Annotated in this window: 14 protein-coding genes; all 14 read left to right on the forward strand. The window is 59.2% G+C overall.

Annotated elements, in window-relative coordinates; genetic code table 11:
* The first annotated feature begins 30 nt into the window (after positions 1-30).
* The 14 genes from AC3IT9_RS07585 (at position 31) to fliG (ending at position 14,218) form a co-directional block, all read left to right on the forward strand.
* On the forward strand, positions 31-957 hold the full coding sequence (locus AC3IT9_RS07585) for a ketoacyl-ACP synthase III (protein WP_150724451.1): 927 nt from the start codon (positions 31-33) through the stop codon (positions 955-957).
* Positions 958-1,047: 90 nt separating this feature from the next.
* The gene (locus AC3IT9_RS07590; RefSeq protein WP_489272576.1) at positions 1,048-2,340 is read left to right on the forward strand and encodes a motility associated factor glycosyltransferase family protein; all 1,293 of its coding nucleotides are present in this window, start codon (positions 1,048-1,050) and stop codon (positions 2,338-2,340) included.
* Positions 2,337-2,603 (forward strand): hypothetical protein, encoded by a 267-nt coding sequence (locus tag AC3IT9_RS07595; protein ID WP_489272577.1) that lies wholly within the window; start codon positions 2,337-2,339, stop codon positions 2,601-2,603. Before AC3IT9_RS07590 ends, AC3IT9_RS07595 begins: the two co-directional genes overlap by 4 nt.
* 242 nt (positions 2,604-2,845) lie before the next feature.
* The gene (locus tag AC3IT9_RS07600) at positions 2,846-3,697 is read left to right on the forward strand and encodes a flagellin domain-containing protein (protein ID WP_057715895.1); all 852 of its coding nucleotides are present in this window, start codon (positions 2,846-2,848) and stop codon (positions 3,695-3,697) included.
* Between the two features lie 72 nt (positions 3,698-3,769).
* Positions 3,770-4,129, forward strand: coding sequence for a flagellar protein FlaG (locus AC3IT9_RS07605; RefSeq protein WP_489272579.1), 360 nt, complete (start codon positions 3,770-3,772; stop codon positions 4,127-4,129).
* A gap of 82 nt (positions 4,130-4,211) precedes the next feature.
* Positions 4,212-5,648: a flagellar filament capping protein FliD gene (gene fliD, locus AC3IT9_RS07610; RefSeq protein WP_489272581.1), complete on the forward strand. Its 1,437-nt coding sequence runs from the start codon at positions 4,212-4,214 to the stop codon at positions 5,646-5,648.
* Positions 5,649-5,777: 129 nt separating this feature from the next.
* Positions 5,778-6,173: a flagellar export chaperone FliS gene (gene fliS, locus AC3IT9_RS07615; RefSeq protein WP_150724456.1), complete on the forward strand. Its 396-nt coding sequence runs from the start codon at positions 5,778-5,780 to the stop codon at positions 6,171-6,173.
* A gap of 10 nt (positions 6,174-6,183) precedes the next feature.
* Complete coding sequence (fliT, locus tag AC3IT9_RS07620; RefSeq protein WP_015096255.1) at positions 6,184-6,480, forward strand: flagellar protein FliT; 297 nt, start codon at positions 6,184-6,186, stop codon at positions 6,478-6,480.
* Positions 6,481-6,652: 172 nt separating this feature from the next.
* The gene (locus AC3IT9_RS07625) at positions 6,653-8,128 is read left to right on the forward strand and encodes a sigma-54 dependent transcriptional regulator (RefSeq protein WP_150724458.1); all 1,476 of its coding nucleotides are present in this window, start codon (positions 6,653-6,655) and stop codon (positions 8,126-8,128) included.
* A 128-nt stretch (positions 8,129-8,256) separates the two neighbouring features.
* Complete coding sequence (locus AC3IT9_RS07630; RefSeq protein ID WP_489273489.1) at positions 8,257-9,450, forward strand: sensor histidine kinase; 1,194 nt, start codon at positions 8,257-8,259, stop codon at positions 9,448-9,450.
* A gap of 5 nt (positions 9,451-9,455) precedes the next feature.
* Entirely contained in the window at positions 9,456-10,841 is a 1,386-nt protein-coding gene (locus tag AC3IT9_RS07635; protein ID WP_489272582.1) for a sigma-54-dependent transcriptional regulator, read from the forward strand.
* 234 nt (positions 10,842-11,075) lie between these two features.
* Positions 11,076-11,402: a flagellar hook-basal body complex protein FliE gene (gene fliE, locus AC3IT9_RS07640; RefSeq protein WP_150753434.1), complete on the forward strand. Its 327-nt coding sequence runs from the start codon at positions 11,076-11,078 to the stop codon at positions 11,400-11,402.
* A gap of 16 nt (positions 11,403-11,418) precedes the next feature.
* Positions 11,419-13,206 (forward strand): flagellar basal-body MS-ring/collar protein FliF, encoded by a 1,788-nt coding sequence (gene fliF / locus AC3IT9_RS07645; protein ID WP_489272584.1) that lies wholly within the window; start codon positions 11,419-11,421, stop codon positions 13,204-13,206.
* Positions 13,199-14,218, forward strand: a complete 1,020-nt coding sequence (gene fliG, locus AC3IT9_RS07650; protein ID WP_007983391.1) for a flagellar motor switch protein FliG — start codon at positions 13,199-13,201, stop codon at positions 14,216-14,218. The genes fliF and fliG overlap by 8 nt, the downstream gene beginning before the upstream one ends.
* The last annotated feature ends 3 nt before the right edge of the window (positions 14,219-14,221 follow it).

Genomic DNA, 14,221 nt, shown 5'->3' on the forward strand with positions numbered 1-14,221 from the left:
TATTGGGCTGTTTATTATTGGGAAGCCGTAATGATTGGCATAAAGAGCATTGCGAGCTACGTTCCTGTAGCCGGCGTGGACAATTACGCACAAGGTGCAAAATTCGAGAAGGATGAAGAATTCATCCTGGGCAAGATCGGTTCGGCTTTCCTGCCGCGCAAGGGCGTTGATCAGGAAACTTCCGATCTGTGCGTTGAAGCGGCCAATGCGCTGTTTGCCAGCAACCCTGATCTGAAACGTGAATCCATCGATGCGTTGATCGTCGTCACCCAGAACGGTGACGAAGAAGGCCTGCCGCATACCGCGGCCATCGTGCAGGACAAACTCGGCCTGCCGACCAGCGTCGCCGCGTTCGATATTTCCCTGGGCTGTTCCGGTTACGTCTACGGCATCTATGCGATCAAGGGCTTCATGGAAGCCGCTGGCCTGAAGAACGGCCTGTTGATCACTGCCGACCCGTATTCGAAGATCGTCGACCCCGAAGACCGCAACACCACCATGCTGTTCGGCGATGCGGCCACGGCTACCTGGATGGGTGATAACCCGACCTGGGCACTGGGCAAGGCCAAGTTCGGCACCGATGGTTCCGGCGCTCCACATTTGAAAGTCACCGACGGTGTGTTCTTCATGAACGGTCGCCAGGTGTTCAACTTCGCACTGCTCAAGGTGCCGGCACATTTGCATGAGTTGCTCGGCGAGTCGCAACTGAGCGCCGACGACATCGATGCGTTCTGCATTCACCAGGGCAGCGCGGCGATTGTCGATGCAGTCGCGCGGCGCTTCGAAGAGTGCCCGCAGAAGTTCATCAAGGACATGGTCGAGACCGGTAACACGGTGTCGTCGAGCATTCCATTGCTGCTGGAAAAACATATTCTCGATTCCGAATGGAAGCGCGTTGCGCTCAGCGGTTTCGGTGTGGGGCTGTCATGGGGTTCGGCGATCATCTATCGCCCTTGAGTGAAAGTCCTTTAATAAAAAGGCCGGTACAAAAAAGCGCTCAAGGGTTAACCTTGAGCGCTTTTTTGCTTGTAAGGAATGCGAGGTAGCATGAGCGAATGCTTTGAAGACAATGCTCAGGTTATCCAGCGGCGCTGGCCGTCGCTGTATGCGCGATTGAAAACGGAAGATCGCCTGGCCATCGAGGTCGACCTGGTCGAGGGGCGGGACTCGACGTTGTGTGTGGGTGGCATCCAGCTCACCAGCCGCCATGATCGTCTGCGCGAGGCGCGACTGCAGGCCGCCAGCCTCCCACTCGACAAACTGCAGTTGCACGTTTACGGCACCGGCTTCGGCGATTTGCCTGCGGTTTTGCTGGAACGTGCCGGGCTTGAAAAACTCTATGTGCACATTCTCAACGGCGCGCTTTTCGCACTGGTGTTACAGCTGATCGATCAGCGTCAGTGGCTGGGCGATCCGCGCGTGCAATTGCTCTACGCCGGCGATCTGTCCGACATCTTCACGCCGTTTTTTGCCTTGCCCGCCGAAATGCTGCTGGCCGATGACTACAGTGCGAAGATTCGTGATCGCCTGGTCAGTGAAGTGCACTTGAGTTTCAACAATCGTGATTTCGACCCGCAGTCGCCGGTCATTCTGCAGCGTCTGCAGGACAGCCTCGGACTACTGCTTGCCGACGACGATGTGGCTCGGCTGTTTGGCACTTGTCCCGAGCGTGAGGTTTATGTGATTGCCACCGGGCCTAGCCTGGAAGGGAGTTTCGAGCGCTTGGCAGCGGTGCGCAACCAATCCCCGCGACCTCTGTTCATTTGTGTCGATACGGCCTACAAGCCCCTTCGCGAGCACGGAATCAAGCCTGACCTGGTCGTGAGCATCGACCAGCGCATCAGCGTACTGCACCTGCCCGGTGAAGCGTCCGAGGATATTGCGCTGGTGTACTTGCCATTGAGCGATCCACAAATGCTCAATGCCTGGAAAGGCAAGCGTTACAGTGGTTACTCCGCAAGCCCGATCTACGCCACGTTGCGCGAACAGCATCCCCGTGCACTGCTGAACGTGGGCGGCAGTGTGATTCACCCGGCCGTGGATCTGGCGGTGAAGATGGGCGCGCAGCGCATCACGCTTTTCGGTGCCGACTTTGCCTTTCCAATGAACCGGACCCACACCGGCTGGAACGATGGTGACCTGGGGCCGCCGGTGAGTCAGGCCAAATACTGGGTGCACGATGGTCACGGCCAGAAGGTCAAGACGCAGTTGAATTTTCGCGGCTATCTGTGCGAGCTGGAACGTTACATTGCCAGGCATCCCCAGGTCCTTTTCCTCAACAGCAGTCGGGCAGGGGCAATGATTGCCGGTACGCAGTTCAATCAGGATTTCGTGCAATGAAGTCTCAAGCGAAAGGTATCGAGCAATACCGGCAATGCGCCGGATTGTTCCGCCTGGGGCGTGATGTCGAAGCGGCGTTGAACATGGTCGATCTGTTCGATGAGGCGCAGCTCCTGTTTTTGCAGGCGCCTCAGGACGTGCAGCAGGCGTGGGCATCCTTGCTCAGTCAAATGTTGGCCTGTCAGGAGCGCCAGGATTGGCTGGGGCTCGCCGACTTCATGGAATATGAGTTGATCGAGCTGCTCGAAAACCTGCCGGACTGAGGGGCAGCAACTGCTTTGGCACGGGCGTTTGCGGGCTGGACAGTTTTATGGCGTCATTTTTTCGTGGTTGAGGGGCGCTAAGCCCTTGTTTTCTCGGGGGTGGCAGGGTGATGGCATTTTTTTTAAAAAAAGCCCTCAAGCAACCTGCCAACCCGACGATAACTATTACGAAGGTTCTCTAGGCCATACCCGGCGGTTGCCAGGGCCGGAAGCCGCAGTACCCAACCAACGAGGAATTCGTCATGGCTTTAACAGTAAACACCAACACCACGTCGTTGAACGTTCAGAAGAACCTGAACCGTGCTACCGACGCGCTGTCGACTTCGATGGCTCGCCTGTCTTCCGGCCTGAAAATCAACAGCGCCAAAGACGACGCCGCTGGCCTGCAGATCGCAACTCGCATGGCCGCACAGATTCGTGGTGGCAACCAGGCAGTGCAGAACGCCAACGACGGTATCTCCGTTGCCCAGACCGCTGAAGGCGCGCTGCAAGCTTCGACCGACATTCTGCAGCGTATGCGTGAACTGGCTGTTAAAGCACGTAACGGTACCAACAGCACTGCTGACCAGACCGCTACCAACTCCGAATTCGCTCAGATGTCTGACGAAATCACTCGTATCTCTGCCTCTACCAACCTGAACGGCAAAAACCTGCTGGACGGTACGGCCGGTACCATGCAACTGCAAGTTGGCGCCAACACTGGCTCGGCCAACCGCATCGACCTGGTACTGAGCTCCAAGTTCGACGCCGTATCCCTGTCCGTAGGCAGCGGTACTGTTGTTCTGACCGGTGCGACTTCCGCTACCCTGTCTGCCAACATCGACAACGCGATCACCGCGATCGACGCTGCTCTGGCATCGATCAACGCCACCCGCGCAAACCTGGGTGCTTCGCAGAACCGTCTGACCAGCACCATCTCCAACCTGCAGAACATCGTGGAAAACACCACTGCTGCACAAGGCCGTGTACAAGACACCGACTTCGCCGCAGAAACCGCGAACCTGACCAAGCAGCAAACCTTGCAACAGGCTTCTACCTCGGTTCTGGCTCAAGCCAACCAACTGCCTTCCGCTGTACTGAAGCTGCTTCAGTAATTTCGGCATGAGTTTAAGCGGGGGAGTGTGCTGGTCACGCTCTCTCGCTTTTTACGTTAAGAGGTGATGGGCATGGAGATGAGCGTAAAGCTTGGCGTGTCTTATCCGGCTCCGGCTCCCCAGCCAGCGAGCGCTGTCTCGGATAAAGCGCCGGAAAAGCCTGAAGCCGCCAAAGTGACGCCAGTGGCGGATAAAAAAACGGATGTGGATGACGCCCATTTGAAGCAGGCGGTGCAGCAGATCGAAAAGTTCGTACAGTCGATCAAGCGCAATCTGGAGTTCTCGATAGACGAGCAATCCGGAAAGGTCGTCGTCAAAGTGATTGCAAGCGAAACGGGCGAAGTCGTGCGACAAATCCCCTCCGCAGAAGCCCTCAAGCTAGCGGAAAGCCTGAGCAATGCGAGCCACGTATTGTTCGACGCCAAGGTCTGATAGCTGGCATGAATAGTGTTTGTACGTTCTTAGGCGCAGGTATTGGTCAAAAGAGTGGCAGCAACCTGAAGGGAGACGAAAAATGGCAAGTCCAATTTTGCCGGGTACGGGCTTAGGCTCTGGCCTGGATATCGGTGCGATCGTCACTGCGCTGGTCAACGCCGACAAATCGGCGAAACAGACGCAGATCGATACTCAGACCAAAACCAACACGCTGAAGATTTCCGGTGTCGGTTCCCTGAAAAGCGCACTGACGGCCTTTCAGACGGCGCTGACCAATCTCGGTAGCAAGACCAATCCTGCGTTTGCGGGCTATACCGCCACTTCGGGTACCCCGTCGATCCTGGGTGCAACTTCCGACAACACCGCCGTAGCCGGTACCTACAGCGTTGTTGTGAATAACCTGGCCACCAGCTCGAAAGTCGCCAGTGCTTCTTTTGCCGGCGGTGCCGCCAGTGCCATTCCGAGTGGTACTTTGAAAATCAGTCAGAATGGCACTGATTACGATGTCACGATTCCAGCCAATGCGACCTTGCAGAGCACCCGGGATGCCATCAACTCTGCGCAGGCGAGTAACGGTATTTCTGCCAACATCGTGACCGACAGCAGTGGTGCGTCGCGACTGGTGATCAGCTCCAGCAAGACTGGCGCGGGTTCCGACCTTACGATCAGCGGTATCGCCGGCCTTGAAATCGACGGCACCCAACCGATGGGCGCTAACCCTTCGGCTACCAGTTCGGGGGCTGTCAACGGGGTTGCAGTGGATGCATCGCTGACCATCGATGGCCTGGCAGTGACCAGCAAGAGCAATACGGTGACCGGTGCAGTCAGCGGCCTGACCCTGAACCTGGCGTCCGTGAGCCCGGGTACGCCGCCAGCTGCGGCGACCGTCACCGTCGCGACCAACACCACCGGATTACAAACATCGATCCAGTCGTTCATTGACTCCTACAACACCCTGATGAACACCATCAACTCCCTGTCCAAGGCGACAGCGGATGCCGATGGCAACCTGACAGTTCAGGCGGCGTTTACCGGCGACTCGATGTCGCGCACACTGATTTCCGATATCCGCGGTGTGCTGACGGCTCCCGGGGCGGGCGGTCCATTGGCCGTGCTGTCGCAGATCGGCGTGCTGACGAACGAGAAAACGGGCAACCTGGCGTTCAACACCACGGCGTTCAACGAGAAGATGGCCATCAACGGCATGAGCGGCCAGATGCAGCAGTTGTTCAACGGTAGCAATGCTACCAACGGCCTGCTGGCGCGCATGGGTACCGCAATCAAGCCTTATGTGCAGACGGGCGGGTTGCTGGACCAGCGCAATACCAACCTGCAGAGCGTGAGCAAGAACCTTTCAACTCAGCAGACTGCGTTGGACTTTCGTGTCGCCAACATGACCAAGACGTTGACCGCCAAATACAACGCAATGGACCTTTTGGTCGGGCAAATGAAGGCGACGGCGAGCAACATCACCTCGTTCTTCACTTCCTTGAACGCCCAGAAGTCCAACAGCTAGTCATTAGTTGGCGATAAAAACCTGGCTACGCATTTTCGCGTGTGCCGGGTTTTTGTCTTTTGATCTAAAGTTTTTTGTCTTGCAGACGATACTCTGGCTATACGAGTCATTGTGGTAATGAGGTAGAACATGAATCCAATGTTAGCCCTTCGGCAGTATCAGAAAGTGGGCGCGCACGCCCAGACGTCCGAAGCAAGTCCGCATCGTTTGGTGCAAATGCTCATGGAGGGTGGCCTGGACCGTATCGCTCAGGCCAAAGGTGCCCTGGAGCGCAAGGACATTCCCGGCAAGTGTGTGTCGATCAGCAAGGCGATCGGCATCATCGGTGGTTTGCGTGAAGGCCTGGATCTTGAAAAATGCGCCGATACCGTGGGCGAACTCGACAGCCTTTACATCTACATGATGAAGCGACTGGCCGAGGCGAACATCAGCAGCGACCCGAAGATTCTCGATGAGGTCGCGGGCTTGCTGCGCACGGTGAAAGAAGGCTGGGACGGCATTGCTGCGCCAGGTCCGCAGTTCTAGGGAGATCGCCATGAGTCTTGTATTGCAGCGAATAGAACAAACTCGTGAAGCGCTGGTCGGTGCCTTGGCCGAGCGCGACTGGGAGGCCATCGGTCAATTGGACCTGGATTGCCGTTCCTGCATGGAAGACGTCTTGAGCGAGGCTTCGCTGGACGAAGAAGTTCTGCGTAGCAATCTTGAGGAGTTGCTGTATGTCTACAAGCAGCTACTTGAGGTAGCGATGGGGGAGAGGCAGGCGATAGTCGATGAAATGTCTCAGATCCAGCAAGCGCGGAACGCAGCAAAGGTTTACCATCTGTTTGGTTAATTAACCCCAAGTTAATCCAGATATGTGCGCCATAAATTTGACTGTGCGCGGTTTTTTGACTTAACTAGTGGCTGGTTCCAGATTTCAGTCGTCTTCAGGCATAACGTGTCTGCAAGCGTCTAGCTTGCCCCAGCATTTTGGGCATCGAGTTGACTAGGGAAGTTGCTATTGCATGTGGCGTGAAACCAAAATTCTGCTGATCGATGACGATAGCGTCCGCCGCCGCGACCTGGCGGTGATTTTAAATTTTCTCGGCGAAGAAAATTTACCCTGTGGTAGCCATGACTGGCAGCAGGCTGTCGGCTCTTTGTCGTCAAGTCGTGAAGTAATCTGTGTCCTCATCGGGACGGTCAATGCTCCTGGTTCACTTCTGGGCTTGTTAAAGACACTCTCGACCTGGGATGAGTTCCTTCCGGTTTTGTTAATGGGCGATAATTCTTCCATTGACCTGCCGGAAGACCAGCGTCGTCGAGTGCTTTCGACCCTCGAAATGCCGCCCAGCTACAGCAAGTTGCTCGATTCGCTGCACCGTGCCCAGGTCTATCGCGAGATGTACGACCAGGCCCGCGAGCGCGGTCGTCATCGCGAACCCAATCTTTTCCGCAGTCTTGTCGGCACCAGCCGGGCGATTCAACACGTCCGCCAGATGATGCAGCAAGTCGCCGATACCGATGCCAGCGTGCTGATCCTCGGTGAGTCCGGCACCGGCAAGGAAGTGGTTGCGCGCAACCTGCATTATCACTCCAAGCGCCGTGAAGCGCCGTTCGTGCCGGTCAACTGCGGGGCGATCCCGGCCGAGTTGCTGGAAAGCGAGTTGTTCGGTCATGAGAAGGGCGCCTTCACCGGGGCGATCACCAGCCGCGCCGGTCGATTCGAACTGGCCAACGGCGGCACCCTGTTCCTCGATGAAATCGGCGACATGCCGCTGCCGATGCAGGTCAAGTTGCTGCGCGTGTTGCAGGAGCGCACCTTCGAGCGTGTGGGCAGCAACAAGACCCAGAGCGTCGACGTGCGCATCATTGCGGCGACCCACAAGAATCTCGAAAGCATGATCGAGATCGGCACCTTCCGCGAAGACCTGTACTACCGTCTGAATGTGTTCCCGATCGAGATGGCGCCGCTGCGTGAGCGCGTCGAAGACATTCCGCTGCTGATGAACGAGCTGATCTCGCGCATGGAGCACGAGAAGCGCGGTTCGATCCGTTTCAACTCGGCGGCGATCATGTCGCTGTGCCGACATGGCTGGCCGGGCAACGTCCGCGAACTGGCCAACCTGGTGGAGCGCATGGCGATCATGCATCCATACGGCGTGATCGGCGTGGTCGAGTTGCCGAAGAAATTCCGCTACGTCGACGATGAAGACGAGCAAATGGTCGACAGCCTGCGCAGCGATCTGGAAGAGCGCGTGGCCATCAACGGCCATACCCAGGACTTCACGGCCAATGCCATGTTGCCTCCGGAAGGCCTGGACCTGAAGGACTACCTCGGTGGTCTGGAACAGGGGCTGATCCAGCAAGCGCTGGATGATGCCAATGGCATTGTGGCCCGCGCTGCCGAGCGCTTGCGCATCCGTCGTACCACGCTGGTGGAAAAGATGCGCAAGTACGGCATGAGTCGTCGTGATGGAGACGAGCAGGCGGATGATTGACGCCTGTTTTTCAACCCATTCATTTATAAGAAGTTTTTTTTAGGCACGGGTATTGCTACATCCCTCGCAACGTTCCGTTTCACTGACGGTCAGCCAAGCGAGAGAGCACAATGCCCCAAGCCGCCCAGATGTCTCCTGTCCCTGATGCTTCGGTGCAACCGTCGTCCGTAGAGCAGGCGAGCCGGCTTGGCCTTGAGCAGGCATTCGCGCTGTTCAATCAGATGTCCAGTCAGTTGACCGATTCCTACAGCATGCTTGAAGCCCGGGTCACCGAGCTCAAGGGTGAATTGGCGGTGGTCAGCGCTCAGCGCATGCAGGAATTGGCGGAAAAAGAACGCCTGGCCAACCGCCTGCAAAACCTCCTCGATCTGTTACCCGGCGGTGTCATCGTCATTGACGCCCAGGGCATCGTGCGCGAAGCCAATCCCGCGGCGTGCGAGTCGCTGGGGCTGCCGCTGGAAGGTGAATTGTGGCGCCGCGTCATTGCCCGCTGTTTTGCGCCGCGCGAAGACGATGGTCATGAAGTCTCCCTCAAGGATGGTCGACGCCTGTCGATCGCCACGCGCTCGCTGGACGCCGAGCCTGGCCAGTTGGTGTTGCTCAACGACCTGACCGAAACCCGTCATCTGCAGGATCAACTGGCCCGTCATGAGCGGCTGTCGTCGCTGGGGCGCATGGTCGCTTCGTTGGCTCATCAGATACGCACACCGTTGTCCGCCGCGTTGCTGTATGCCAGTCATTTGACCGAGCAAGAGCTGCCGGTCGCTACCCGGCAGCGCTTTGCCGGGCGCCTCAAGGAGCGCCTGCACGAGCTGGAACACCAGGTACGCGACATGCTGGTCTTCGCCCGGGGCGAGTTGCCGCTGACCGACCGCGTGACGCCCGGTCAGCTGATGCAGTCGTTGCAAGCGGCGGCGCTGACCCATGTGCAGGATCTGCCGATCCGCTGGCAGTGCGACAGTCACTCGGGGGAGTTGCTGTGCAATCGCGACACCCTGGTCGGCGCGATCCTCAATCTGATCGAGAACGCCATCCAGGCCAGTGCCGGTCAGTTGCGCCTCAAGATTCACCTCTACACCCGCGGCAACAATCTGCGCCTGTGCGTCAGCGACAGTGGCTGCGGTATCGATGCCGCCGTTCTGGCGCGATTGGGCGAACCCTTTTTTACCACCAAGACCACCGGCACGGGTCTTGGCCTGACCGTGGTCAAGGCCGTGGCGCGTGCTCATCGGGGCGAATTGCAGTTGCGTTCGCGGCTCGGTCGCGGCACCTGCGCACAGGTGATCCTGCCGTTGTTCAGCAGCGCTCAAGGAGCGGAGTGACGCAGATGGGTATCAAGGTTTTATTGGTCGAGGACGACCGCGCGTTGCGCGAGGCGCTGGCCGATACGCTCTTGCTCGCGGGGCACGATTACAAGGCAGTGGGTTCGGCAGAGGAGGCGTTGCTTGCCGTCGGCGGCGAAGCCTTCAGCCTGGTGATCAGCGACGTCAACATGCCGGGCATGGACGGCCACCAGTTGCTGGGCCTGCTGCGAGCGCGGCAGCCGCAGTTGCCTGTGTTGCTGATGACCGCTCACGGTGCGGTCGAACGTGCGGTCGATGCGATGCGCCAAGGGGCGGCGGACTATCTGGTCAAGCCATTCGAGCCCAAGGCGTTGCTCGATCTGGTGGGGCGTCATGCCCTGGGCAGTCTCGGCCTGACCGAGCGCGAGGGGCCGGTAGCGTTCGAGCCGGCGAGCGCGCAGTTGCTCGAGTTGGCAGCGCGGGTCGCGCGCAGCGATTCCACGGTGTTGATCTCGGGCGAGTCGGGCACGGGCAAGGAAGTGCTGGCGCGTTACATCCACCAGCATTCCCATCGCGCCCGTCAGCCGTTCATTGCGATCAACTGCGCAGCGATCCCGGACAACATGCTCGAAGCGACTTTGTTCGGGCACGAGAAGGGCTCCTTCACCGGCGCCATTGCCGGGCAAGCCGGCAAGTTCGAGCAGGCCGACGGCGGCACCATTCTGCTCGATGAAATTTCCGAAATGCCCCTGGGGCTCCAGGCCAAACTGCTGCGTGTGCTGCAAGAGCGCGAGGTCGAAAGGGTTGGCGCGCGCAAGCCGATCACGCTGGATATTCGTGTGGTTGCGACCACCAATCGCGACCTGGCGGGTGAAGTGGCGGCGGGGCGCTTCCGCGAGGACCTTTATTATCGCCTGTCGGTGTTTCCCCTGGCCTGGCGCCCGTTGCGCGAGCGTACCGCCGACATCCTGCCGCTGGCCGAGCGTCTGTTGGCCAAACACGTCAATAAAATGAAGCATTCGGCTGCCAGATTGTCGCCCGAGGCCCAGGCGTGCCTGATCGGTTATCCGTGGCCAGGTAACGTGCGTGAACTGGACAACGCGATTCAACGTGCGCTGATTCTGCAGCAGGGTGGCTTGATCCAGCCGCAGGATTTCTGCCTGGCCGGGTCGGTGGCTTGCGCACCACTGCCTGCATTGGCGCAGGCGCTGGCGCGTCCCGTGGGAGTCGAGTCCGAGTCGGCCGGTGCGCTGGGCGATGACCTGCGTCGCCGTGAATTCCAGATGATCATCGATACCTTGCGCGCCGAGCGCGGTCGTCGCAAAGAGGCGGCCGAGCGCCTGGGCATCAGCCCGCGAACCCTGCGTTACAAGCTGGCGCAGATGCGCGATGCCGGCATGGATGTGGAAGCCTTTTTGTTTGCTACCTGACCCTGTACCTGTAGGAGCGAGCCTGCTCGCGATGGACGTCAACGATAACGCTGGGAACCTGACGCCCCGCGGTGTTCTCGGGTTCATCGCGAGCAGGCTCGCTCCTACAGGGGGCTAGCGGCGATGAGAAGGGCTTTTGTGAAACAAGGCCATGGAGCTGGCACCCTTGTTGCTAACACCTCATTACCCGCCGAGTGAGTGTCAAAAAATTGCGGGTCGCCAAAGAGAGAAACCATGAGCCAAGGTATTGAATTCAATCGGTTGATGCTGGATATGCGGGCCATGCAAATGGACGCCATGTCTGCGCCGAAATCGACTGCCGTCCCTGAACTGTCGGGCAGCAGCTTTTCCGACATGTTCGGTCAGGCCATCAATAAGGTGAACGACACCCAGCAGGCTTCCACGCAGTTGGCCAGCGCCTTCGAAATCGGCAAAAGCGGCGTCGACCTGACCGATGTGATGGTTTCTTCGCAGAAGGCCAGTGTGTCGTTCCAGGCGTTGACCCAGGTGCGCAACAAAGTGGTTCAGGCCTACCAAGACATCATGCAGATGCCGGTTTAAAGGACGAGATTGAGTCATGGCAGAAGCAGTCGCCGATAACGTTCCGGCCAAGGCCACTCCAATAGACGGCAAGCCGCCGCTGTTCGGGTTGTCCTTCCTGGAAAACCTCTCCGAGATGACCATGTTGCGTCAGGTGGGCCTGTTGGTCGGCCTGGCGGCGAGCGTGGCGATTGGTTTTGCCGTGGTGTTGTGGTCCCAGCAACCAGACTACCGGCCTCTGTACGGCAGCCTTGCCGGCATGGACGCCAAGCAGGTCATGGATACCCTGGCCGCCGCCGACATCCCCTACACCGTCGAACCCAATTCCGGTGCCTTGCTGGTCAAGGCCGACGACCTGTCCCGCGCGCGGCTCAAGCTCGCGGGCGCTGGTGTCACTCCCAGCGACGGCAACATCGGTTTTGAAATCCTCGACAAGGAACAGGGGCTGGGCACCAGCCAGTTCATGGAAGCGACCCGCTATCGTCGCGGCCTGGAAGGCGAACTGGCCCGCACCATTTCCAGCCTGAACAACGTCAAGGGTGCCCGCGTGCATCTGGCGATCCCGAAAAGTTCGGTGTTCGTGCGCGACGAGCGCAAGCCGAGCGCTTCGGTTCTGGTTGAACTCTATTCCGGTCGTTCCTTGGAGCCGGGTCAGGTGGTGGCCATCATCAACCTGGTGGCGACCAGCGTTCCCGAGCTCAGCAAGTCGCAGATCACCGTGGTCGACCAGAAGGGCAATCTGCTCTCGGATCAGGCGGAAAACTCCGAACTGACCATGGCCGGCAAGCAGTTCGACTACAGCCGTCGCATGGAAAGCATGCTCACCCAGCGCGTGCACAACATTCTGCAGCCGGTGCTGGGCAACGACCGTTACAAGGCCGAAGTTTCGGCTGACGTGGATTTCAGCGCGGTCGAGTCGACTTCCGAGCAGTTCAATCCGGACCAGCCGGCATTGCGCAGCGAACAGTCGGTCAACGAACAGCGTACCGCCAGCAATGGTCCGCAAGGTGTGCCGGGTGCCTTGAGCAACCAGCCTCCAGCGCCGGCGTCCGCGCCGCAAACCACCGGTGGCGCCGCTGCGTCGGCCGGCATGGTGCAGCCAGGCCAGCCGCTGATCGATGCCAATGGCCAGCAAATCATGGACCCGGCCACCGGTCAGCCGATGCTCGCGCCGTACCCGGCGGACAAGCGTCAACAATCGACCAAGAACTTCGAACTCGACCGTTCCATCAGCCACACCAAGCAGCAGCAGGGTCGTTTGAATCGCCTGTCGGTGTCGGTGGTGGTCGATGATCAGGTCAAGATCAACCCGGCCAACGGCGAAACCAGCCGTGCGCCATGGAGCGCCGATGAATTGGCGCGCTTCACTCGCCTGGTGCAGGACGCGGTCGGCTTCGATGCCAGCCGTGGCGACAGCGTCAGCGTGATCAACATGCCGTTCTCCGCCGAGCGCGGTGAAGTGATTGCCGATATTCCGTTCTACTCCCAGCCGTGGTTCTGGGACATCGTCAAGCAAGTGCTGGGCGTGCTGTTCATTCTGGTGCTGGTGTTCGGTGTGCTGCGTCCGGTGCTCAACAACATCACCGGGGGCGGCAAGGGCAAGCAGTTGGCTGGTATCGGCAGTGACGCCGAGTTGGGTGGCATGGGCGGTCTGGATGGCGAGTTGGCCAACGACCGTGTCAGCCTCGGTGGCCCGACCAGCATTCTGCTGCCGAGCCCGAGCGAAGGTTATGACGCTCAGTTGAACGCAATCAAGAGTCTGGTGGCAGAAGACCCGGGTCGTGTGGCCCAGGTCGTGAAAGAGTGGATTAACGCAGATGAGTGATAACCGAGCCGTTGCCGCCAAACTGTCCAAGGTCGACAAGGCCGCAATCCTGTTGCTGTCCCTGGGCTCCACCGATGCTGCCCAGGTGCTGCGCCACATGGGCCCCAAAGAGGTTCAGCGCGTGGGCGTGGCCATGGCCCAGATGGGTAATGTGCACCGCGAGCAGGTCGAGCAGGTGATGAGTGAGTTCGTCGATATCGTCGGCGACCAGACCAGTCTGGGCGTCGGCTCCGACGACTATGTGCGCAAGATGCTCACCCAGGCCCTGGGCGAAGACAAGGCCAACGGCCTGATCGACCGCATCCTGCTCGGTGGCAACACCAGCGGCCTCGACAGCCTGAAGTGGATGGAGCCGCGCGCCGTCGCCGACGTGATCCGTTATGAGCACCCGCAGATCCAGGCGATCGTGGTGGCATATCTCGATCCGGACCAGGCCGGTGAAGTGCTCGGCAACTTCGACCACAAGGTGCGGCTGGACATCATCCTGCGCGTGTCCTCGCTGAACACCGTACAGCCAGCGGCCCTGAAAGAACTCAACCAGATTCTCGAGAAGCAGTTCTCCGGCAACTCGAATGCCTCGCGCACGACCCTGGGTGGCATCAAGCGCGCGGCGGACATCATGAACTTCCTCGACAGCTCGATCGAAGGCCAGCTCATGGACTCGATCCGCGAAGTCGACGAAGACCTGTCCGGTCAGATCGAAGACCTCATGTTCGTGTTCAACAACCTGGCCGATGTCGACGACCGCGGGATCCAGGCGCTGTTGCGCGAAGTGTCCTCCGATGTGCTGGTACTGGCCCTCAAAGGGTCGGACGAAGGCGTCAAGGAGAAGATCTTCAAGAACATGTCCAAGCGTGCCGCCGAACTGTTGCGCGACGACCTGGAAGCCAAGGGCCCGGTGCGCGTCAGCGACGTGGAAACCGCGCAGAAGGAAATCCTCACCATCGCCCGTCGTATGGCCGAAGCCGGAGAGATCGTGCTCGGCGGCAAGGGCGGCGAGGAAATGATCTAACAC

The sequence above is a fragment of the Pseudomonas sp. KH_046_1 genome, from assembly GCF_057839025.1.